General features: G+C 44.0%; 19 protein-coding genes. 18 read left to right on the top strand and 1 reads right to left on the bottom strand.

Translation table 11 applies throughout. The features are described from left to right. The first annotated feature begins 819 nt into the window (after positions 1 to 819). The 11 genes from B5F71_RS12150 (at position 820) to B5F71_RS12200 (ending at position 17,056) form a co-directional block, all read left to right on the top strand. Positions 820 to 1,395, top strand: a complete 576-nt coding sequence (locus tag B5F71_RS12150; protein WP_087210686.1) for a DUF3575 domain-containing protein — start codon at positions 820 to 822, stop codon at positions 1,393 to 1,395. A 21-nt stretch (positions 1,396 to 1,416) separates the two neighbouring features. Further along, positions 1,417 to 2,823, top strand: a complete 1,407-nt coding sequence (locus B5F71_RS12155; protein ID WP_087210730.1) for a DUF3868 domain-containing protein — start codon at positions 1,417 to 1,419, stop codon at positions 2,821 to 2,823. An 85-nt stretch (positions 2,824 to 2,908) separates the two neighbouring features. After that, the gene (locus B5F71_RS12160) at positions 2,909 to 5,110 is read left to right on the top strand and encodes a fimbria major subunit (RefSeq protein ID WP_087210689.1); all 2,202 of its coding nucleotides are present in this window, start codon (positions 2,909 to 2,911) and stop codon (positions 5,108 to 5,110) included. A 119-nt stretch (positions 5,111 to 5,229) separates the two neighbouring features. Continuing rightward, positions 5,230 to 6,279 (top strand): FimB/Mfa2 family fimbrial subunit, encoded by a 1,050-nt coding sequence (locus B5F71_RS12165; RefSeq protein WP_087210692.1) that lies wholly within the window; start codon positions 5,230 to 5,232, stop codon positions 6,277 to 6,279. Continuing rightward, a complete protein-coding gene (locus B5F71_RS12170; RefSeq protein ID WP_143269894.1) occupies positions 6,276 to 7,910 on the top strand; it encodes an Mfa1 family fimbria major subunit in 1,635 nt (544 codons plus the stop codon). The genes B5F71_RS12165 and B5F71_RS12170 overlap by 4 nt, the downstream gene beginning before the upstream one ends. A 6-nt stretch (positions 7,911 to 7,916) precedes the next feature. Then, positions 7,917 to 9,032, top strand: a complete 1,116-nt coding sequence (locus B5F71_RS12175; protein ID WP_087210698.1) for a fimbrillin family protein — start codon at positions 7,917 to 7,919, stop codon at positions 9,030 to 9,032. A gap of 18 nt (positions 9,033 to 9,050) precedes the next feature. Then, complete coding sequence (locus B5F71_RS12180; protein WP_087210702.1) at positions 9,051 to 11,462, top strand: fimbrillin family protein; 2,412 nt, start codon at positions 9,051 to 9,053, stop codon at positions 11,460 to 11,462. A gap of 18 nt (positions 11,463 to 11,480) precedes the next feature. Then, complete coding sequence (locus B5F71_RS12185; protein WP_087210705.1) at positions 11,481 to 12,680, top strand: BF2992 family fimbrillin-A clan protein; 1,200 nt, start codon at positions 11,481 to 11,483, stop codon at positions 12,678 to 12,680. Between the two features lie 12 nt (positions 12,681 to 12,692). Continuing rightward, a complete protein-coding gene (locus B5F71_RS12190; protein ID WP_143269895.1) occupies positions 12,693 to 13,874 on the top strand; it encodes a hypothetical protein in 1,182 nt (393 codons plus the stop codon). 411 nt (positions 13,875 to 14,285) lie between these two features. Further along, entirely contained in the window at positions 14,286 to 15,260 is a 975-nt protein-coding gene (locus B5F71_RS12195; RefSeq protein ID WP_087210711.1) for an Rpn family recombination-promoting nuclease/putative transposase, read from the top strand. Positions 15,261 to 15,310: 50 nt separating this feature from the next. Further along, the gene (locus B5F71_RS12200; RefSeq protein ID WP_087210714.1) at positions 15,311 to 17,056 is read left to right on the top strand and encodes an ATP-binding protein; all 1,746 of its coding nucleotides are present in this window, start codon (positions 15,311 to 15,313) and stop codon (positions 17,054 to 17,056) included. On the opposite strand, the gene B5F71_RS20300 is transcribed toward B5F71_RS12200, so the two are convergent. Beyond that, entirely contained in the window at positions 16,996 to 17,325 is a 330-nt protein-coding gene (locus tag B5F71_RS20300; RefSeq protein WP_158098088.1) for a hypothetical protein, read from the bottom strand. The genes B5F71_RS12200 and B5F71_RS20300 overlap by 61 nt on opposite strands. Positions 17,326 to 17,429: 104 nt before the next feature. Here B5F71_RS20300 and ruvX point away from each other — a divergent pair, with 104 nt between their 5' ends. The 7 genes from ruvX to rplT all read left to right on the top strand — a co-directional run bounded on the left by ruvX (position 17,430) and on the right by rplT (position 24,138). After that, positions 17,430 to 17,849 (top strand): Holliday junction resolvase RuvX, encoded by a 420-nt coding sequence (gene ruvX, locus B5F71_RS12210; protein ID WP_022040188.1) that lies wholly within the window; start codon positions 17,430 to 17,432, stop codon positions 17,847 to 17,849. Between the two features lie 152 nt (positions 17,850 to 18,001). Continuing rightward, on the top strand, positions 18,002 to 18,556 hold the full coding sequence (def, locus tag B5F71_RS12215) for a peptide deformylase (protein WP_022040187.1): 555 nt from the start codon (positions 18,002 to 18,004) through the stop codon (positions 18,554 to 18,556). Continuing rightward, positions 18,553 to 20,562: a tetratricopeptide repeat protein gene (locus tag B5F71_RS12220; protein ID WP_087210719.1), complete on the top strand. Its 2,010-nt coding sequence runs from the start codon at positions 18,553 to 18,555 to the stop codon at positions 20,560 to 20,562. Before def ends, B5F71_RS12220 begins: the two co-directional genes overlap by 4 nt. Positions 20,563 to 20,775: 213 nt before the next feature. Next, positions 20,776 to 22,719: a threonine--tRNA ligase gene (gene thrS, locus B5F71_RS12225; protein ID WP_087210722.1), complete on the top strand. Its 1,944-nt coding sequence runs from the start codon at positions 20,776 to 20,778 to the stop codon at positions 22,717 to 22,719. 103 nt (positions 22,720 to 22,822) lie between these two features. Continuing rightward, positions 22,823 to 23,428 (top strand): translation initiation factor IF-3, encoded by a 606-nt coding sequence (gene infC / locus B5F71_RS12230; RefSeq protein ID WP_022040184.1) that lies wholly within the window; start codon positions 22,823 to 22,825, stop codon positions 23,426 to 23,428. 55 nt (positions 23,429 to 23,483) lie between these two features. Further along, positions 23,484 to 23,681, top strand: coding sequence for a 50S ribosomal protein L35 (gene rpmI, locus B5F71_RS12235; protein WP_022040183.1), 198 nt, complete (start codon positions 23,484 to 23,486; stop codon positions 23,679 to 23,681). Positions 23,682 to 23,787: 106 nt separating this feature from the next. Further along, positions 23,788 to 24,138: a 50S ribosomal protein L20 gene (gene rplT, locus B5F71_RS12240; RefSeq protein WP_087210727.1), complete on the top strand. Its 351-nt coding sequence runs from the start codon at positions 23,788 to 23,790 to the stop codon at positions 24,136 to 24,138. The last annotated feature ends 167 nt before the right edge of the window (positions 24,139 to 24,305 follow it).

Raw genomic sequence — 24,305 nt, forward strand, 5'->3', positions numbered from 1 at the left:
CCTATAGGACACAATAGGTCACCTCCTTTTCTTGGTTAACCTTTTTTACGGCAAAGGTAACTTTTTTCTTTGCCCTTTTACCAATGCAAATCTAAAGGAGGACACAGAGTACCACAGAGGAAAAATTTAAAAGACTCTGTATACCTGTGTCTGTGGTGAGAAAATGCACATTTTAATGCCGCGCAAAGTATACCAATGACTTGTAGGGGCGTATCTCATATGCCTTGGAAACGTCCACGTGGATAAGTTGGTGCATTCTAATGTAAGCCCGCAAATATAGGTGCGTCGGCAAACGCATATAGGTCTATCTGGTGTAAGATTATTAATCTTCAGGCTGCAAGATTAATAATCTTACAAGCGGAAGATTAATAATCTTACACCAGACGAAGTTTTCTGCGTTGGGAGAAGAAGAAAATAGCAACAACCTTTTAAATAATCTGCGTATGATAAATTACAGTTTAAAAATGCGCGGTGAACGGAACGAAGGCAGCATACTGGAACTGTGACATTGGCAAAATGTATTAAATCATACCGCTCATGGTATGACTCCTGATTCGCATTATTTAAATGTACAGACTTAGTTATGTTTCGGTACCTCTTTTTCAATGCTTTCCCATGATTTTATTATTTTTTTTGAAAAAACTTCTATTGTTTTTGCTTGTGTAAAATATTTTATTTAAGTTTGCTGCGGATTACTCATAATGTGATAAGTAGAGATTTTGTTGCAAGCTTTTTTCTTTAATAGATAACCGGCTTGCATAAAGATACTAAATTAAGTAAAATGTACCGCTATAAATAGGCGGAAAAAGTAGAGATGCTATGAAATGTTTACTAACCATCTTGGTATGTATGATGGGAGTTTTCGGTTATGCACAAAAATTGGTGGTGAAGAGCAATTTGTTATATGATGTAACCACTACAATGAATGTTGCGGCAGAAGTAAGTCTCTCACCTAAATGGACATTTGATATGTCTGTTAACTGGAATCCTTGGGATTTTTCAGCAAATAAGAAATGGAAACAATTGTCTTTCCAGCCTGAAGTGCGTTATTGGTTTTGCGAAACCTTTAACGGGCATTTTGTTGGTGCACATCTGTTGGGCGGCATCTACAATATGGGAAACTGGAATACCGGTTTTACTTTCCTTGGTACCGATTTTGGACAATTGCAAGACTATCGTTTTGAAGGTTGGATGCTGGGAGCGGGTATTGCTTACGGCTATCAATGGTTGCTCTCCAGACATTGGAGTCTGGAGGCAGAAATAGGTATCGGTTATGTTTATAGCCGGTATGACAAGTATGAGTGTCCCCATTGTGGCGATTTGCTGGAAGAAAACAAACCGCATAATTACTTTGGACCTACCAAAGCTGCTATTAATTTGATTTACGTATTTTAAAAGACGGAAGGAGGAATGGTTATGAAAACAATCTGTTTATATAGTCTGTTGGCTTTGCTTCCGTTGGTACCGGTTGCTGCCGATGAGGTGAAACGTTTACCGGGTGGTGCCGAGGTGAGTGGCGTGGACATCCGGAAGCAACGCGATAGTGTGGTGATACGTATGAACCTCAACTTAAGCGGCATGGAGGTAGGGCGTAACCGCTCTATTGTAGTAACTCCTTTGTTTTATGCAGAAGGGGAAGAAGAATGGCTCCCTGCCATTGAGGTAATGGGGCGTACCCGTTATTTGTATTATCAGCGCAATGAAGAATCTCTTTACGCCGATAGTCCATATACCATTATAAAAAAAGACAAAAATGCAACACAACAGGTCGGTTATCAGGTATCTGTTCCTTATCGTAAGTGGATGGACCGTGCTTCCTTGGTAGTGGCGGAAGATACCTGCCAATGCGGTGAGGTCAGTAAAGGCAACAGCATCCTTTTAGCGCAGGCCGACTTGGTGTTTACACCTCGTCTGGCATACATCAGTCCACAGGCAGAAACCCGTAAGGCACGTGCGTTGAGTGGTGAGGCGTATTTGGATTTTCCGGTAAACAAGACGGTGATTTATCCCGAATACCGCCGGAATACGGCAGAACTGGCAAAGATACGTGCTACCATCGATACCATCCGTACCGACAAAGATTTCAGCATTACCCGAATCAGTCTGAAAGGATATGCCTCGCCCGAAGGCAGATATGCCGCCAATGTGCGCCTCTCAGAAGGACGTACCGATGCCTTGAAGGATTATCTGATGAGTGAATACGGCTTCGAAGCCTCCCTGTTCCGCACCAATGCCGGAGCAGAAAACTGGGCAGGCTTGCGCAAGTATGTGGCGCAAAGCGGTTTGGCGGATAAAGAAGCCATCCTGGCTATCATCGATAGCGAGGAAGAACCCGATGCCAAAGAGCAGCGCATCCGCAGAGAACATGCGGCGTCTTACCGCACCTTGCTGCAAGACTGCTATCCCGCCCTGCGCCGTACCGATTATACGGTAGATTATGTTATCCGCGGTTTCAATGTAGAAGAAGCAAAAGAGGTCATCAAGACCCGTCCGCAAAACCTCAGCCTGCAGGAGATGTTTGCCGTAGCGCAGACCTACCAGCCCGGAAGCGAGGATTTCAATCGTGTATTCGATATTGCCGTGCGCCTGTATCCCGACGACCCGGTGGCAAACCTCAACGCAGCCAATGCACTCTTGGAACGGGGAGCGGCGGAACTGGCATTGAAGTACCTGGAAAAGGCGGGCGACACGCCGCAAGCCGACAACGCCCGTGGGGTGGCAATGATTATGCTGGAACGCTACGAAGAAGCGGAAAGCTACCTGGACCGTGCAGCCAAGGCAGGCATCGGCGAGGCGGAAGAAAACCTGACATATATCAGGTAACCTGTTATTACGGCTTGCAACCATGCAGCCGTCAGAAAAAAAGAAAGAGATAATTAATGCAATACTAATTTAAGTAAAATGTTTTATGAAAAAGTTTAAATTTTTTGCTTTGGCATTTGCGGCACTCAGTTTTGCCGCGTGCTCAGACGACGTGATTGACGGTAAGGGGGGGAATACCGGTACAGGCGGCGACGCTACCCCAGCTTACTTGACTATTTCGTTCACAGCCAATGGCGGCAATAGCAGCCGTTCTACCGCTGATGATGCGAATAACTATGGGGACCAGGATGGCTCTGCAGAGGATAGTGGACACCACAATACTGGAAACACAGATGAACGAAAAATTGAGGAAGTATTGGTAGTGATTACCCCTTCACCTACAAACACAGAGGGAGAAAATGTTAGTTTTGCTCAGTTATACAATGTAGGTTTATCGGCTGCCGATGAAGATGGAGATGGCACTTTTATTATTCAAAATGCAAGCAACGGAACTTATGCTAACGCTGCACCGATTGAACTGACAACGGGTAATTACAATGTATTAGTTGTGGCAAATCCTGTTTCTTCTTTGACAAGTGGTATTGTAGGCTTAGGTCAAGGAATTCACGATAGCAATGACGTAGAGAACTTGTATACCACTATCCTATCACATAGCTATGATTTGGCTGAAGATGCAGATGCATATCAAGATTTTGCAGCAGGACAAAGAGATGCGGAGAATGGTGGGAAAGAGCCTATGACAATCATGATGGCTAATAAAGGCTATAATGAAGATGGTGAGGCATATACGATTAATTTGAAACCTGAGAACACACCTGAGGCACCTGCTGTTGCCTATATTGACATAGAACGTGTTTATTCTAAAATCACTTATCGCACAGTAAAAGAGAACAATGTGTATGAAGTTGATGTAAATGTAGGTCGTGTACAAGCTGAAACAGTAGATGCCGCAATTAATATTAATGAGAGTCAAGAAGAGACAGCTCAATATGAGTATCGGGAATTGAATGTTGCAAAAGATTTGGATGGTAAACTTGTATACGTACGTTTAGATATTCCTGAGGGGGAAAGTGAACCTGTATTTAAGGGAGCTTATGCTAAAACCTCAGAGAAGCAGACTGTTACAATACCGGAAGAAAAGGGAGGAGGAACTCAAACTTTAAATGTCTATACATTGTTAACCCCTTCAACTTCTGAGAATCCAAGAGAGGGTTATTATCATGTTGCTAGTGTGGATGACCCATTAGCATCCCTTACTTATCAAGCAACGACAACAGCACCTTCAGAAAAATGGTATGTAAAACTGGAAGGATATGCATTGACCAATCTATCTAACAGCGTCTATTATGTGCGCCACACAACAGCCGAAAATGGACTTCCTGTAGAATTTGGAGAACTGAATGGCACTAATTATCTTTATACTCCTTATTGGAAAGAAAAGAATAGCGTCAGTCTGACCGATGACGATGCAGCAGCCTCTGCAATAGAAAATGCTGATGACTGGTTCTACAATACATTGGCACAGGTGTCAGAAGAAAGCAAATCTTTAAGTATAAATGATGATAATTTTGTTGTTAACGGTGCCACAGCACGGTATTATAAACCATTCGCTACATTAGTAGATGAAGACAACCAAATTGTTACAGCAGAATTAACACCTCCGAGTGAGGATGTTCCGCAACATGGTCAAGCCGTAGATGGTATCGGTCAGAGAATGGCATATTGCTTCGAAAATTCGACAGATAGAGACCACCAGATTCATGGATTAAGTACAGGTATCTCATTTGTAGCACGGATTTATACAAAAGATGAAAACAATCAATTACAAAGTTTAGATGGCCCATTGTATAGATACAGTAACCATTTATTCAGATCTTTGGAAGCAATTTACGATTCATTTAAGTCCACTCTTTCTGATAAATTCAAGGAATTATTAACGAAAGAACAGAGCGGGGAAACGATAACAAGAGAAATGTTAGAGCAGCTCAAAAACGACACAAATGGTAAGGAAGATATCAGTTTATATGAGGGCGGTCTCTGTTACTATTACACCACCGAGATCAAGCACTATGACAATGGCGACAATGCTGCATTGGGTAACATGGAGTTTGCTATCATGCGTAACAATATCTACTCGTTGGCTGTAACCGACATCAACATGATTGGTGACCCGTTTGTAGACCCGACACCGAATATTCCGGATGAATATCCAGATAATAAGACAGCTCTGAATGTAGAAGTAAAAATCCTTCCTTGGATTGTCCGTTACAACGACATTGAGTTCTAACAGTGTATTATAAATAAATCTTGTGGGGGCGTATGGCATACGCCCCCACAAAATAAGACCAACGCAACCGCCCTCACCGTTATCAATTATTAACTGTTAATTATTAATTCAAGAGAAAAATGAAAACATTGCTTTACTCCATACACCGCAAAGCATGCAAGTTGTTGCTGGCTGCGGCAGTACTTCTGCCCGTAACTTCGTGCGATACCGTTTGGGATGACGACGATTGTCCCGTAGAGACTGAGTATCGGGTAAAGTTCAAGTATGACTACAATATGCTTTTTGCCGATGCTTTTGCCAGCCAAGTGCATTCGGTTACCTTGTATGCTTTCGATGCCGAAGGAAGACTTGTCTTCCAGCAAACCGACCGGGGCGAAATGCTTGCCCAGCCGGATTACTCGATGATGCTGCCTCTTGACGCAGGCGATTACCAGCTTGTAGCATGGGCGGGCGTACAAGACGGTGACGGATTTACTGTACCACGTTTGACCGAAGGGATTTCTACCCTTGACGATTTGACTTGCCGCATCAACCGTTATCCCGCCACGCTGCACGGCGAGCCGGTTGATTCGGTAGGTTATCTTCAGCCTTTATGGCACGGACAGTTGAACGCGCAGGCATTGTCTCGTACTGCAGACCGTACGGAATATTTTACCTTACCTTTGGTGAAAAACACTAACACCTTCCGCATCATCCTCCAGCAGATGGCTGCCGGATCGGTTGATGCTTCTCAATTCGAATTTACCGTTGCCGAAGAAAACGGGTTGATGTTAGCTGATAACAGCCTTGACCCAACCGATGGCACGTTGACATATATGCCTTATTACCAATCCCAAGGCTCAGCCGGTATTGATGGTCCGGCTTCGGAAGACCAGCTTAATATGGCTGTTGCTGAACTGGTAACCGGTCGTTTGATGGCAGACAGCGATGTCCGCCTTACCATTTCTAACCGTGAAACGGGTAAGACAGTGCTTTCTATTCCTTTGATAGACTATCTGGAACTGTGCAAGACGGTGGCAAACTACGACATGCCGCTTCAGGAATACCTCGACCGTGAAGATACTTACGTCATGACGTTCTTCCTCGACTCGAACAATGCTTGGATTAATACGCAAGTGATTATTAACGATTGGATTGTCCGTTACAACGATATAACCCCTGAGATATGAAACATCGAAGTCTATATATAATAATGTGTATCTTTAGCTTGCTGAGTTTAGCAGGTTGCAGCGAAGATGCCGTGCTTCCCGATGGACAAACCAACGTGTCGGACAAGACTTTGCTGACATTGAACTTTTCTATCGAAGGGGAAGATACGGCTTCACGGGCTGTTGATGATGACGACCCCGAACATCCGGCTGCAACATGGGAAAACAATATCGTGACTTTACAAGTTTTTATCAAGCATGCCGATGGTACGTGGGAAGAACCCATTTATCTGTGGGATATTACAGGCTCACCCTATACTGTAGAATTAGACGATTTGGATTTGACCCAAACGACTGTATATGTAGGAGCTAACTTGACTATGGCTCAGGCACAGGCTTTTATTCAGCAAGAGACGGATGATGCGGCTTATACATTTACGAATAACGTATTTGATTTGGTGACAGACCTGTCACCCTATTCAACTGAAAATTCAGACCTTACAGGGCGCAGACATATCGCCATGTTCTGCACAAAAGGTATAAAGCCGAAAGTGACAGAAACAAGTGAAGATGAAGAAGCGACTCCCATTGAATATACTACAGGTCCGTTTAATTTAAAACGGTTGGTCGCGAAGATACTCGTTACTTGTAAAACGGATGGGAACGGCTATGTGCCTGTTTCGAATAAAAATGCTGAAAATTTTGAAGGATGGATACGCCAGTCGGATGTAAAATACCTTGTAAATGGATTGAATCGGAAAACATTTATCATGCAGCAAATAAATAGTGAGGTGTCAGAAGCACAAGCATACGCTAATGTCGTTGACCCGAACAACGAATTATCTGTTACAAATGCAAATAACGACGATTTTTATTTTCAGCCAATAGAAGGAGAATACGACAGTCCTTATTTGCGTGCGACATTGCCATTTGCAGAAGCTGAGTTGAGTAGTTATACAGAGGGGATTTATTGTCCGGAGAATACTTTTGCTTTGGATGAAACAATTACGTTTGAAGGGCAACAGGCACAGATAACCCATGTATGTGTAGCCGCTAAGTTTACACCGAGAAACTTACAGGTAGAATATGATTTGTTTAATTATGTGGCGGAACAGCAAGATATAGAACCGGATATAAAAGAAGACATAGAAGAATTGAGACCGTCTAATATTGATGAAGTAGTGACTGTGGAATGTCCAAGCGAAGCTGTAGCTCGTCAGTTGTTGCTTTCTTCATTGCAGCGGGCAAATAACCGGAATGGATTTCCGGAAGGAACTTATTTTTATCACAACAAGGTAAAAGCCTTTTATACATACGGTGCTATGGGGCGTGATGGCGTTTCCATGGATGACATTGATACCAATCCCGGTGTCTTCGGTGATTTTGTTCCGTATATAGGAGGATGGGGATATTATTATACGTATGTGGATAATCGAGAGGATTATGAGTTAACGCCGAATGGCTGGAATGAATTTTATCGGCATGGACAGGTAGAACGCAACCGATATTACATATTGAACATTACAAGGTTTACCCGACCGGGTTCGTCTGTGACAAATCCGAATTATATCATGGTACATACTTATTCGCTTCCATGGGAAAAAGGTGGTAGCGGTGAAATTACATTGAATCCTGAAGATGAAATAAAATAGAGAATCATGAGACGTCTGATTGATTATATGGTTTGGTGCTTGGCAGGAGGAGGAATATTCTTTTTGCAGGCTTGCGGTGATGACATGATACTTGAAAATTCGGCATCACGTGCTCCGATAGAAATTTATATGAATGCCAATGACGATGTATCGCTGTACACCACAGAGGAAGGCGTGAATGCTTTTCTCATGTTTTGGGATAATGCCGGTTTTCATAAATGGGTAAGTGCGGATGATGCGTCGGCTCCTTCGGCATTTACTTGTACACCCACAGGAAACATTGATGATTATACGTATGCAAGCGGCATAGCCTATCAAGTTCAGCGTGAGTATCTGCCGGATAATGCTTACTATTATGCTGCGGGCTATGCTCCGGCTGGAGCGTTGACACCTTCATCCGATTATCTGACCTTAACAGTCAATGAAGGATATCAGAATGGGAACACGGACTTTCTTTCTTGTGACGCAAAGCAAGCCCATCAGGGAGCAGAAAACGACCGTTTTACAGAAGAAAAGCATGAATTGCAATTCCGTCATCTGACGGCGCGTATCCGTTTTGTCGGTGTCCGTGACGAAGTGATGTGGAACCGCATCGGTGTAAATAATGTAAAGGTGACTTTGGATACAGAGAACGACTTGTGTGTTCCGGAAGGTTTTACAAAGAAAGTGGATGACAGCCATAGTCAAAGTACTTATATTGCCTCTGAAATAAGTGAACCACAGAATATTGAGGTGGAAGGAACAAGTGAATACATCCCAGCAACCAATGACGGTTTGACTTTAGGGTCGTGTTACGTACTTCATGCTACATTGCCCCAAGGGTATGACCCGTTTGAAAAATCTGTGGAATCGAATGGAACCATACAGTTGCATTTGGATATAGAAGCAGATTTGTCGTATGTAATGGGGAATGGAGAATACATATATTATCGTACGGCTCGTTGGGAGAATCAATCAGTGGAAATTTCTTCAAAGACAGGAGATGTGCTGTATCCGGGATATGAATACGAAGTGACCATTCGTTTCCGAAACGAAAGCATTTCATTGCAAGGCATACAGAAAGCCTGGGAAAACGGTGGTACGCATTATCTGCCTATTACACCGAAAGATAACGGACAATAAAGATAGAAGGAGGGAAAGATGAAAAAACATATCTGTTTATACAGCTTATTGTGTGCCGGACTACTGGCCGGATTGTGCTTTGCATCATGTACGGATGAGGATTGGGGGCAGCATGGGAATGCCCAGGAAGGCATTGCCCTGTCTCCTTATAAAGAAAAACAGGTATCGCGCGCCATGGAGCCGGGAGACAAGTATTTTAAAGAAGGTACAAAGTACAGAATCTGGATTATGAACCAAGGAGGGAGTACCCCAGAGGAAAGTACAGAAGAAGAGACTGGCATCGTAGCGACAGAAACGCGGCGAGGCGATATACCCATTATAGGTATACGTCCCATCGAACAGACTACACCCGATTTTTATGGATTTACGCAAAATTCCCAGACGGACGTTCCTGAAGATAAAGCGGTAACAGGGACTTATCCCATCGAATTACAACCGGACGGTGACTACATCGATTATCTGCGGGGAGAATTGAAAGCTCCTTACGAAGATAGTGATTATGCGCAGGGGGATATTTTGCAAATGCCTTTCAAGCACATTATGTCGCAAGTTACGTTTCAGGTTTCAAAAGATACAGAACTGGATACAGATATACAGTTGGTAAGTGTTGAGATGGTAGGTGCTAATACGGATAATCCGACAGGGATAACTTCTGCAGGTACTTATCAAGTATATAATAATACATTTGTCTTTACATCTGATGCTGTCCGAAGAATAGAAGGAAACAATATGGATGTCCCCAGTGCCGATTTAGGCTCGGATAATGTAGGTGAAGTAGCTACGATATTGGTTTTCCCGACTTTCGAAACGGTGGCAGAAGAGCAAAGGGAAATTCCATTAACTTATTTACGGGTGACCTTTAAGGACTCGAAGAATTATTATGGCATTAGCGATAATGAAGGAAATAGAACGGTGTTAGTGCCTATTTACAATACAATTACTTCTGTAGAAGGAACTACTGATGCATTGGAGTTTAGGCAAAATTATGCATATACCCTGCATATTGCTTTTTCGTCTGATATACGTCGGGTAGTAACATTAGTTCCTAAAGTCTATGAATGGATAGAAGGGGAGGGAAATGAAAAAAACGGTTATATGCAAGAACAAGACATGGGACAGCCTGTAACATTCAATGGCGTATTGTGGAGTGACCGTAATCTTGGGGCAACCAGCGGTAATCCGACACGTAGTGTAGATGACTGGTATAATAGCATCGGTTATGTGTATCAGTATGGACGGAATATCCCGTATTTTCCGTATGATTATAAAAATGGGGTAATAGATTATACCACTCCGGCTTCTGAAGCTTTAGGAACTAATGGTAGAAAAGTTTATCCGGTTATTGATTATGAAGCTTGGGGGAATAATATTAATAGAAATTTATTAGGTCCTAATACAGATTCTGGAAATTTAGTTTGGGATTTAACTTCGGCACAAGAAGATGTTGGAAATAAAAATTTCGGCTATTATAATTCAGAAAATTATAGATTAACCTATTTGAATGGGTATAATAACGAATGGGCTGAAAATAAAAAAACTCCTTGTCCTCCAGGTTGGCGTTTACCTACCGTTAGAGATTTTATGGGAATAATGCCCAGCTCGGGATTTTCCGGTAATATTACATTTAGAAGATTTACGGGGATATCAGATAATGGCTCTTGGCAAGGTGATGATCAAGAATTGCAGGAAGATGTGTTTTCTGCGGATAGAATAGATGAGTATACGGATACTTTTTGGAAAAAAGATGATTCGAGTGTTTATGAGGGAGCTTTCCCGTATATTTATCGGGAAGAAACAGATGATTTTTTAGATGGAACCAATGCCAAAGGTGTGTATATTTTAAGTATGGGAGAAGGAGATAGGAGACAAGTTATTGATGAAAGTCCTGCACCTTTACGTGAGGATTTTACTTTTAATTGGGGAGTGATTTACGGTATAAAAAATCAAGGAACAAGAGATGCTTATCGGATTCGGTGGCATATAGAATTGGTAAATGATGAAAGTAATTCTCCTACGATTCGTAACGGAGTAGAAATATATACTCAGAATCCTTTTCATGGGCTTTTAGTGATTTCGCGATACGAAGCTTCGGAAAATGATAATTTTAATTTGGAACGGAGAGAAGATTATGGAGATGTGATTAAAAGGTATGATTGGGATCATCCGGTAGAGGTGATGTATTTGCCTGTAGGAGGATATTGCGATGCTACGACTTCTCACGGTGCATTAAATAATATTGGGACGGAAGTTTGGTATGCTACATCTGAGTTAAATACGGAAACAGTCGATAAGAAGAGAATGATTTGGATTAAATATGCAGGTACTGCGGCAAGGAATAGTCAAACTATTGCAGTAAATGATCAATCTTATTTAGGTGCTGCGGTCTATGTCCGCTGTGTCCGTGACCTATACAATACAGGCTACCGTTAAAAGAAAGGAGGAAGCAGGATGAAAGGAAGAATAACATATTATATAGGTGTTTGCGTCGTGGCTTGCTTGCTCTCGGCTTGCGGTCAGGACGAATCTGTAGAGACGATTGTTTCTCCCGAAGTGCCCGAAGGGAAAGTGGAAGTCAGGTTTACCTTGCCCGGTATGGTAGCGGAACCTTTGGACGGGTTTGCGGAGGGAAGCCGTGCTGATGCTGTTACATTAGAAAACGTTCCAATTAAGAATCTGCCTGATGGTACTACGCTTTGGTTGTTTGCTGAAGATATAACACCTAATGAAGATTTGGAAGAAGGTGAGGAACGTGATGGAGATATGAAGCCTAAAAGTTATGTGGTACGGGATATTGATGGGATGTTTGACGAAGAAAACAGACCGCTCCAGCAACTTTTGCCTTGTGAAGTGGATGCTAATGGGAACATCGAACATGAATCTTCAGTACCTTTATATCTGACTGCAAATCATACTTATAGATTTCGTGCAGTTTCTCCAGCACGGGCATTTGTTGCAGATGCAAAAGATAAAGACGGGAATTTTGTGTATGCATTTTATGTTGATAATAAAGAGTATATAATAGCGACGGATGATCGTTATGAGCAGACATCTGTAACAGAGCAAAAAATAATAGTTGATGCGGCTGGTAGTACAAGTGCAGGGGTACAGATTGTGGAGATGAATGAATTGATTAACCAGACTGCCCAATTGGAGTTTACCATCGTGCCGGAAGAAGGGAACGCCTATATTCACTCTATCTCTGTATTGCCGCAGGGCATCGAAATATCGGGCGTGCAAGACCGCTATTCGGCTTCGGCGGATAACAGTGTGCAGTGGAACTGGTCGACAGGCGAGCCGCTTCATGCCTATACGGGAGACAATAATACCAGTTTCCTGATACGTAAGGATACACAATTCGAAGATGCGTTTATCGAAGAACGTGCGGATGGTTCTCTTTACATCAAATGCCCCATTCTGCCGACCAATGCTTTTTCGACTTCCATTATCGTGGTGTTCAACCTGCAGATAAACGGAAGCCCTACGCAGTATGAGATGATGTTGAACCAGAAAATATACCAGGCTGCCTATACGTATCATTATAAAGGCAAGGTCAGCATACAGGATGGTGTGAGTGTCATTACCTGGCAATATGTAAACTGGAGCAAGGATGTGCCTATCATTCCTCAGCCTGAAAGTACAACCAATTAAAAAGAGAAAAAGATGAAAACAAGAATCGTCATGACCTTTTGCCTGTTGGCGGCTGCAATGTTTTCCGCTTGTACACAACAGGAAGATATCATTTCGGAAATACCGGATGCCCGACCTGCGCTTTGCGACTTTACCATCAATGCTTCGGTAGCTCCGATGCAAGCGGTCGGAAGCGGAACATCTTCACGCAGCCTCGGACCGATGGGACCAGAGGATGAGAATCCCGTGAAGAGTCTGGCTATCATACAGTTTGACTCGGAAGGGAATCTGCTGCAAATCAATAAGACAGCTGGAAATCCATATTACCACTACCGTGATTTTACCGATGAGGGAAAGCTGCCGGGCAGCTTGTCACCTGAGTTGGAGGGTGTCACGCTGTATCCAATGTCAGATACCCGCGTGTGTTTCATTGGCAATATGGACGAAGAAAGCATACAAAAACTGATTTACAACGAGGCAAACACACCTGTGGGTTGGTCGGATTTTCAGAACAAGACGGTGGAGATAGAATATGATACGGACATTTATAAAGAGGATGGTATCACCATAAACGATGACATCGGGCATGTCAATCAAATTTATCTCTTTGGTTACTATGAAGGTGATTTGTCAGGTTCTTCAGCCCCGGATGATGGGACTGCCGCAAGCCAGATGTCGGTGGTCTTGTCCCGCTTGATAGCCCGTCTGGAGATTGGCATCAGTCTGGGAGAAGGCGTAGAGTTGGGTAATAATCAAATCTATTTCCGCCTGAAAAACGTGGAAAAAGAAGCCTATTTGTTTTTGGATGTGGACCGGGAGTCTTATGAGCATGACCATATAGAAGTGGTTACTACCAACCGCACGCAGAACATCAAGGAAGGGCATGGGACATTCTATTTCTACGTGGCTCCGCATTTGGTGAAATATGATAAAAGAGAGAATGCCACTCGTATATTGTTATGGTGCGTAGAAAATGCGGTGACTGACCCGGAGAAAGAATTGGATGAAAAAGACGCTTATGAAGTTTTGCTGTGTAATGATCCCAAGGAAGAAAGCCAGACTGCAGCAGGTGCTTATTGGATAAACCGTAACAGTGTCTATCACGTTCAGTTGACGTTGACTTATGAAGACCAAAGTCGTCAGACAGGAGCACCATGGGGCGTAAAACAGGCAGACGGCAGTTATCACTATACGGTGAATATGAAAAAGAACTAACGAATATCTCTATCAATAGCGGGGAAGTGTCCCTGCACATATTTTTAAATTAGTAATCTCAGAAGCCGGCCCGCAGGGATGTGCGCCGGCTTCGCCTTTTAGGATGGACTTTATGGCAGGGCAAAACTGTTTGCGGACAATCTTCGGGGTATTGCCCACCAAGCATCATGGTATTTCCGGAGTAAACCAGGCTTATCCGGAAATGCAATTGTTTGCCCGGTCCTACGCATTCCAGTCCTCGCTCAGTCCTGACCTATCAGGATAGCAGTCCTGACTATAGAGGACTGGAAATGCAGATAAGTGTTGTCAGACATGCTTGGACATTTCTTTTTGGAGCAGGATTTCTTCAAAGGTGTTGGTAAACTGATAAAGATTCCCTAACTTTGTATGCAATCATTAAAAGCATCGATTATGAGATACTTGGATCCTAAAGCCGACCTGACTTTCAAGAAAGTGTTCGGCGAACACCCCGACTTGGTCATCAGCCTGCTCAATGCCTTGCTGCCTTTCGAAAAGCCCGAAGAGGAGATTGCGGAAATCGAATACCTGACACCGGAACTGGTGCCGGAGACACCGCTGAAGAAGAACAGTATCGTAGACGTGAGGTGCAAAGACAAAATGGGCAGGCAATTTTTGGTGGAGATGCAGATGCTCTGGTCTCCTGCGTTCATGCAGCGCGTATTGTTCAACGCCTCGAAAGCGTACGTGCGCCAGCTTGGAGGCAGAGAGAGCAAATACGAACTGCTACAGCCCGTGTATTCGCTCAACTTGGTAAACGATATTTTCCTGCCGGATGTGCCGGAGGCTTACCACGACTATAAAATCGTGCAGGTGGAGCATACGGACAAGGTGATAGAAGGGCTGAGGTTTATCTTCGTAGAGCTTCCCAAATTCAAGCCACAAGATTTCAAAGGCAAGAAAATGGCGGTACTTTGGTTGCGGTATCTGACGGAAATAGACGAGCATACGCGGCAAGCCCCCAAAGAGTTATTAGAGAATCCGGAAATCTGCAAGGCGGTGACGCAAATTGAAGAGTCTGCTTTCAGCGATGCGCAACTCTGGTGGTATGATGACTTCTGGGATGCCGTGCGGGTAGAGAACACTTTGATAAGCGATGCTTTGCGGGAAGGTATGGAACAGGGCATACAACAAGGTATACAACAGGGTATACAACAGGGTATACAACAAGGCATGCAACAGGGTATGCAAAAAGGTATAGAACAAGGCCTGCAGGAAGGCCGGCAAGAAGGTTTGGAAAAAGGCATACAACAAGGCATAAGGCAAAGCAATATCCAAAATGCGCGTGGCATGAAATCGGAAGGCATTCCGGCGGAAATTATCGCTAAAATCACCGGACTCACGCGTGATGAAGTGGAGAAACTGTAATAGGATAAAATCTTTCTTTGTAGAAAGAATCATGTAAAAAAGGATGGATTATGGATAAGCCAAATGTAAAAGGCATCCCTTACGGGGTGGCAAACTTTGAGGAAGTGCGGAGCAAAAACCGGTATTATGTGGATAAGACGATGTATCTGCCTCTTTTGGAAGAGGCAAATGATTTCTTGTTTCTGATTCGTCCCCGCCGCTTCGGCAAGAGTGTGTTCGTCAGCATGATGCAGGCATATTATGATATTGCCAAGGCAGACCGTTTTGAGACGTTGTTCGACGGACTGTGGATAAAGGCTCATCCGACTTCCCTGAAAAACGCTTGCCAGATTGTTTATTTCGACTTCTCGGTTATCGGGAGCGGGTCTAATGAAGGTGAGCTTGAAAGTAACTTCAATAAATATTGTTGCCAGGTGCTGGACATGTTTGCCGAGACATACGCCGGGTTTTACGATAAGGAGTTCGAAGAAAAGGTAAAGGCGGAAGACAGTGCCAGGGCTAAGCTGAACTATATCAATCTGCATGCACGTAAGAAAGGTTATCTTTTATACCTCATTGTGGATGAGTATGACAATTTCACCAACGTTATTCTCAGTGAAGGCGGAAAGGAGCGGTTCCGCAGGCTGACCCACGCCAGCGGGTTCTACCGGGAATATTTCAAGATATTCAAGGTCATGTTCAGTCGTGTTTTTCTGATAGGTGTGTCTCCCATTACCTTGGATGACCTTTCGAGCGGTTACAACATCGGTTGGAATATTTCCCAAGACCCCCGTTTCAATTATATGTTAGGCTTTTCCGAGTCGGATGTGCATACGATGTTCCGTTACTATCAGGATAATGGCAAATTGCGTTCTGATGCTGATATCGAGGCGATGCTGGAAGAGATGAGGCCTTGGTATAACAATTACTGTTTTTCGGAAGACTACATAGATGCCGAACGTCTTTACAATTGTGACATGGTGCTTTACTACTTGCGCCACCAGGTTGCTTTCGGCCGTCCTCCCAAAGAGATGGTGGATGTCAATGTGCGTACAGATTATAAGAAACTTCAGATGCTGGCAGGTATAGACCGTGGAAACCAGCGGGAAAACCGGATGGGAGTTATTGAGGAAATTGCGGCAACGGGTTCTGTGCTGATGAGGCTGAAGACTTCTTTCCCTGCTGAATATGTGACGGAAGACAATAATTTCCGCAGCTTGCTTTATTACTACGGGTTGCTCACGATGGGGACAAGTTATGGGAACATGATCAAAATGATTATTCCGAATAATTGTGTGAAAGAACAATACTGGAGTTTCATGCGTGATTATTTCAACCGTAGTTTTAAGATTGACAGTATCCCATTGGAACATGAAATGACGAATATGGCTTTTACAGGCGAATGGCAGCCTTTCATTCGCCGTATCGCTGCGGCATACAAGGAAAATTCTTCGGTGCGGGACAGTATTTTAGGTGAACATAACCTGCAAGGTTTTTTCAAGGCTTACCTTGCCTTGAATACACTTTATCTGGTAGAGCCTGAAATAGAACTGAGTTATGGTTATAGTGATTTCTTGCTTCTGCCCGACAGGGTGCGTTATCCGGAGATTGCGCACAGCTATATTCTGGAACTGAAATATGTAAAACCGGCTGCAACAGATGAAGAGGTGGAAGCCAAAAGCCGGGAAGCTGATGCCCAGTTGGAAAAGTATAGCAAGGATAAAATCGTATGCCGTCTGTGTTCTGGCACGAAGCTTCACCTGTTGAAGGTGGTATTTCGTGGCGCGGAATTATCAATCTGTATGGAAATAGCTTGATGTACCTCATACGCCCTGAAGACATCCTCATGGATAAGTTGGCGCATTCGGGCGTATGCGATACGCCCCTGCATGGGCAATTGGGGAAAATGAGGATATTCAGAAGCTGTTTTGAATTTCTCCAAAAAGTTTTTCTTGGCTTGATGTATCCGTTTTCGTGTGTGCTTTGGGCGATTTTTTGGTCCTTTCCGCTCCTGTTCTTCGTCAGATAGCCCGCTATCTTCCTTATCACAGAAGCGAAAATGCCTCAAAAACTCATCCCAAATCATCGCACGATAAATTCAAAACAGCTTCTCATATAGTATAAATACGCAATCTTTTAAGGTTTATATAGAGAAGTATACAGAATAAATTCGTATTTTTGTCGCCGATTATGAGCAGAATATTGGCAATTGATTACGGAAAGAAGCGTACGGGTATCGCGGTGACCGACCCGATGCAGATTATTGCAAGCGGGCTGACTACCGTGCCTACGCATGGACTGATGGATTTCTTGCTGGACTATGTGCGGCAAGAAAAGGTGGAGCGTATCGTTATCGGACATCCCAAGCAGATGAACAACGAGGATTCGGAAAGTATGAAGTATATCGTGCCTTTTATGAATCAGTTGAAGAAAAAACTGCCCGATGTTCCGGTGGAACTGTTCGATGAACGTTTTACATCGGTCTTGGCACATCAGGCGATGCTTGCCGGAGGCTTGAAGAAGAAAGCACGGCAAAACAAGGCTTTGGTGGATGAAATCAGTGCCACGATTATTTTACAGTCGTATTTGGAGTCGAAAAGAGGAATGTAAGTCTTTGAGTTTTTAAGTTTTTAGGTTTTTGAGTTAAATAATTCGACAATGACAAACAGAAGAACTAACAAACTAAAAACAGACAAACTTAAAAACTAAAGAACTGACAAACTAAAGAACTGACAAACTTAAAAACTAAAGAACTAAATAATATGATTTTACCTATCTATGTATACGGACAACCGGTGTTACGTGAGGAAGCTAAAGACATTACACCGGATTATCCGAACTTGAAAGAATTGATTCAGAATATGTTTGAGACGATGGATCGTGCCGACGGGGTAGGGCTTGCCGCTCCACAGATAGGTTTGCCCATCCGTGTGGTGGTGATAAACCTGGATGTGTTGGCTGATGATTTCCCCGAGTACAAGGACTTCCGTCATGCTTATATCAATCCCCGTATCGTGGAAACGGGCGACAACATTGTTTCGATGGATGAAGGATGCTTGAGCTTGCCCGGCATTCATGAAAGTGTGAAACGTCCAGACAAGATTCATGTGACCTACCTCGACGAAGACATGAATCCGCATGATGAGTGGGTGGAAGGTTATCTGGCACGTGTGATGCAGCATGAGTTCGACCATCTGGAAGGAACCATGTTTATCGACCATTTGTCGGCACTCCGCAAGCAAATGATTAAAGGCAAACTTAACGGCATGCTGAAGGGCAAGGCCCGTTGCTCTTACAAGGTGAAGACAGTGAAATGATTCGGAAGCTTATTTATATAATATATATAGGAGTGTTTTTCCCGATGATAGCCGGCGCCCAGATTAATACGGACCGGGTGATGGCCATCGGGAAAAACGCTCTTTATTTTGAGGACTATGTTCTTTCCATCCAGTATTTCAATCAGGTTATCAATGCCAAACCTTACTTGGCCGAACCGTATTTTTATCGTGGACTGGCAAAACTGAATCTGGATGACTTTCAAGGTGCGGAAGCCGATTGTACGGAATCGATTGAGCGCAATCCGTATGTACCTAATACGTATCAGGTGAGAGGCATCGCGCGTATCCAGCAAGAAAATTACACGGGTGCCATACAGGATTACGAGAAAGCGTTGACATTCGATCCTGAGAATACCAGCCTGTGGCATAATCTGGCTTTGTCGCGGATGCGGAGCGAGGATTATGCGGAAGCGAAAGCCGACTTGGATACGCTGATCCGGATTGCCCCCCGCTATATTGATGCTTATCTGATGCGTACGGAAGTCTCTCTCAAGCAGAAGGATACGCTTCAAGCCATGTCGGATGCCGACAAGGCTATCGAAATGGACCGTTATAATGCCGACACGTGGGCTTCACGGGGCATGCTTTTCCTTCAGCGGAACAAGTATGCCGATGCCGAAAGCGACCTGACCGAAGCCATACGCCTGTCGGTGCGCAATGCGGGCATGTATATCAACCGTGCGTTGGCACGCTATTACCAGAACAACCTGCGGGGGGCTATGAGCGATTACGACTTGGCTCTTGACATCGACAAGAATAACTTCATCGGGCATTACAACCGGGGCTTGCTCCGTGCCCAGGTAGGAGACGATAACCGGGCTATAGAGGATTTCGACTTTGTGCTCCAGATAGAGCCGGACAATATGATGGCGGTCTTCAACCGGGGCTTGCTGCGTGACAGGACGGGAGATTATGCCGGTGCCATCAGTGACTATGCTACGGTGCTGGAAGAGTATCCCAATTTCTTGGCAGGCTATCAGTATCGTGCCGAGGCTCGTAAGAAAACAGGCGACCTGAAAGGTGCAAGCCAGGACGAGATGAAAGTATTGCAGGCGCAACTGGATGCGCAGAACGGAAAGACATCGCAACAGACTGCTTCGGCCGACAAGACCCGTAAGAAGTCGGATAAGAACATGAACAATTTCCGTAAGATTGTAGTGGCAGACAATGAAGACGAACGTTCGAAATACAAGACCGACTATCGGGGACGTGTGCAAGACCGTAATATCACGATTCTTCCCCAGCCGATGTTTGTGTTGAGTTATTACGAACGTCCGGATGAAGTGAAACACCAGATTAATTATTCGAAATATATCGATGACTTGAATAACCGTCGTGTCTTGCCGCACCAGTTGTTGATAACCAATAATGAAGCTTCGCTTACCGAAGGGCAGGTGAAGCAGCATTTTGCATCGATTGATGACATAACGGAGAAGATTGTGAAAGAGCCGGACAATGCCTTGCACTATTTTGCACGTGCCCTTGATTTTTATCTGGTACAGGATTTTGATAATGCGTTGGAAGATTTAGACCGTACCATCGAAAAGGACAATGCGTTTTTCCCAGCCTATTTTATGCGGGCGATGATCCACTACAAACAGTTGGAATACAGGAAGCGGGATGCAAATTATGAAATAGAGCAAAGTCAGGAAAAAACATTGCAGGTACGTGCGCTGGATTATGCCATGGTGCGCGATGATTTGGATGAAGTGATTCGTCTGGCTCCCGATTTTGCCTATGCGTATTATAACCGTGGAAATATCTATGCCGTGATGAAGGATTACCGGTCGGCATTGGTGGATTATAATAAGGCTGTCGAACTTGATTCGCGTTTTTCGGATGCTTATTTCAATCGGGGACTGACGAATGTGTTCTTGGGTAATAACAGCGAGGGTGTGCAAGACTTGAGTAAGGCGGGCGAGCTGGGTATATTCTCGGCATACAGCGTGCTGAAGCGTTTTACCACAATGAAAGAAGAAGATTAGGTAGTTGAAAGATGATAAGATGATAAGTTGACTAGGTGACAAGGTAACAAGGTAACAAGGTTTTGAATAGTTTGACTAAAGGCATTTAAAACCTTGTCCACTCGTTACCTTGTTACCTTGTCTCCTCCTCGTCAACTTATCACCTAAAAATTGTATAATTAAAAAGTTTTGTTTATTTTTGCGACTCAATAAAAAAGACTAACATAAAAGACTATGATTAAGATAACTTTTCCTGATGGCTCTGTTCGCGAGTATAACGAAGGAGTTACTGGTCTGCAGATTGCAGAGAGCATCAGTTCTCGTCTGGCGCAAGATGTTTTGGCTTGTGGCGTAAATGGCGAAACGATTGATTTGATGAGACCTATTAACGAAGATGCCGATTTCGTTCTTTACAAATGGGATGACGAGCAGGGTAAACATGCATTTTGGCATACCAGTGCCCACTTGTTGGCTGAAGCTTTGCAGGAACTGTATCCGGGTATTCAGTTTGGCATTGGTCCTGCTATCGAGAACGGTTTTTATTACGATGTAGATCCGGGAGATGACGTGGTTATCAAAGAAAGCGACCTGCCGGCTATCGAACAGAAGATGATAGAACTGGCTGCACGTAAGGAGCCGCTGGTGCGCAAGAGCATTGCGAAAGACGATGCGCTGAAGATGTTCGGCGAGAGAGGTGAGACATATAAGTGCGAGTTGATTTCTGAATTGGAAGACGGGCATATCACTACCTATACACAAGGTGCATTCACCGATTTGTGCCGCGGTCCGCATTTGCCTTCCACCGCTCCTATCAAGGCTATCAAGCTGTTGTCGGTTGCCGGTGCTTACTGGAGAGGACAGGAAGACCGCAAGCAGATGACCCGTATTTACGGTATTACCTTCCCGAAGAAGAAGATGCTGGATGAATACCTGACCATGCTGGAAGAAGCCAAAAAACGCGACCACCGCAAGATTGGCAAGGAAATGGATTTGTTCATGTTCTCGGATATGGTAGGCAAGGGATTGCCGATGTGGTTGCCGAAAGGTACAGCGTTGCGCATCCGCCTGCAGGATTTCCTGCGCCGCATTCAGGCACGTTACGATTATCAGGAAGTGATGTGTCCGCCTATCGGAAACAAGCTGTTGTATGTCACTTCGGGACACTATGCGAAATACGGTAAGGACTCGTTCCAGCCGATTCATACGCCTGAAGAAGGCGAGGAATATTTCCTGAAGCCGATGAACTGCCCGCATCACTGTATGATTTACCGCAACAGTCCGCGTTCGTACCGCGACCTGCCTTTGCGTATCGCCGAATTCGGTACGGTATGCCGTTACGAGCAAAGCGGTGAGTTGCACGGATTGACTCGTGTGCGCAGCTTTACACAGGACGATGCGCATATCTTCTGCCGTCCCGACCAGGTGAAAGACGAGTTCCTCCGTGTAATGGATATTATCTCGATTGTGTTCAAGTCGATGAACTTCGAGAACTTCGAAGCGCAGATTTCCTTGCGCGACAAGGTGAACCGCGAGAAATACATCGGTAGCGATGAGAACTGGGAAAAGGCAGAACAGGCTATTGTAGAAGCTTGTCAGGAAAAAGGACTGAAGGCGAAAGTGGAATATGGCGAAGCTGCGTTCTATGGCCCGAAGCTCGACTTTATGGTGAAAGACGCTATCGGCCGCCGTTGGCAGTTGGGTACCATTCAGGTAGACTATAACTTGCCCGAACGTTTCCAGTTGGAATACATGGGTGCCGATAACCAGAAACACCGTCCGGTAATGATTCACCGTGCGCCGTTCGGTTCGATGGAGCGTTTTGTTGCCGTATTGATTGAACATACAGCCGGTAAATTCCCGTTGTGGCTGACTCCCGATCAGGTTGCTGTCCTTCCGATTTCGGAGAAGTTTAATGAGTATGCCGACCAGGTTCGTCTGGAACTGAAGAAGTACGACATCCGCGCGTTGGTAGACGACCGTAACGAAAAGATTGGCCGCAAGATTCGTGACAACGAGATGAAGCACATCCCTTATATGCTGATTGTGGGTGAAAAAGAAGCTGCCAATGGCGAAGTTTCTGTCCGCAAACAGGGAGAAGGCGATAAAGGTACGGTAAAAATCGAAGAATTTGCAAAAAATATTGCGGAAGAAGTTCATAATATGATAAATAAGTGGTAACTTTGCAACCGCATTTGCAAAAGTCATTTTGGCTTTCGGCAAAAAAGAATAACAATAATTACATTAATAATATTATAAGCAGACAAAGGAAACAAGTATTTGAATGAAAAATGACAATTTGAAAGGGCAACATCGAATCAATGAACAGATTCGTGCCAAAGAAGTCCGTATTGTGGGCGACAATATTGAATCGGCTGTTTATCCTATAGCACAAGCTTTGCGGATGGCTGAAGAACATGGTGCCGATTTGGTAGAAATTTCACCCAATGCTGTTCCTCCCGTTTGTAGAATTATTGATTATTCTAAGTTTCTTTACCAGTTGAAGAAACGGGCAAAGGAGCAAAAGGCAAAACAAGTGAAGGTCAATGTAAAGGAAATCCGTTTCGGTCCTCAGACTGACGAACACGATTATAACTTCAAGTTGAAACATGCTATCGGGTTCTTGCAGGGAGGCGATAAGGTGAAAGCATACGTTTTCTTTAAGGGACGTTCCATTCTCTTTAAAGAACAAGGTGAAGTGTTGTTGCTTCGTTTTGCCAATGATTTGGAGGAGTATGCGAAAGTGGAGCAGATGCCTATCTTGGAAGGAAAGCGTATGACTATTGCATTGTCGCCGAAAAAAGCGGGTGGAACAAAGAAACCTGCTGCTCCGAAAGCGGCAGAACCGCGCGAAGCAGGTGTTGTAGAAAAGAATGAGAAAAGTGCGTAACGTGCCGGTATAGTGCGTTGCCACAGTTAATAATAATAATTAAAACTTAAACAAGATGCCAAAAGTAAAGACTAACTCCGGTTCTAAAAAAAGATTCGCTCTTACCGGAACGGGTAAAATCAAAAGAAAGCACGCTTATCATAGTCATATCCTGACTAAGAAGACAAAGAAGCAGAAACGAAACTTGTGTAAAATGGGTTTGGTTCACAGCGCAAACTTAACTGCAGTGAAAGAACTTCTTTGTATGCGTTAATCTTCGCAGGTAGTGTAAATGTATTATTTAAATTATTAACCGAATGCATTAGCCTCAAGTCCGGTTGTAAAACATCGGCGCTAACATTCAAAAATGAATTAAAACTATGCCAAGATCAGTAAATCACGTTGCTTCAAGAGCAAAAAGAAAGAAAATTTTAAAATTAACTAGAGGTTACTTTGGTGCAAGAAAGAACGTTTGGACCGTTGCCAAAAATACATGGGAAAAAGGTTTGACTTATGCATACCGTGACCGTAAGACTAAAAAACGTAACTTCCGCGCATTGTGGATTCAGCGTATCAATGCTGCTGCCCGTCTGGAAGGTATGTCTTACTCAAAACTGATGGGTGCATTGCACAAAGCCGGTATTGAAATCAATCGTAAGGTGTTGGCCGACTTGGCTATGAATCATCCGGAAGCTTTCAAGGCTGTGGTTGATAAAGTTAAGGTGGCTTGATAGAAGTAAAGAAATCAGAAGAAGGCAACTCTTGGAAAAGAGTTGCCTTTTTCGTTGTTGTATGCTCGGCATGAGTATTAGCTAACGGGTGCAAGTCCCTAATGAGCCCTAATAGCGGGAATCATACAGCCCAAAGCAAGGGTGTCCATCGCGAGTTGGAATCTGAA

The sequence above is a fragment of the Bacteroides sp. An269 genome (assembly GCF_002159755.1).
Classification (GTDB): domain Bacteria; phylum Bacteroidota; class Bacteroidia; order Bacteroidales; family Bacteroidaceae; genus Phocaeicola; species Phocaeicola intestinalis.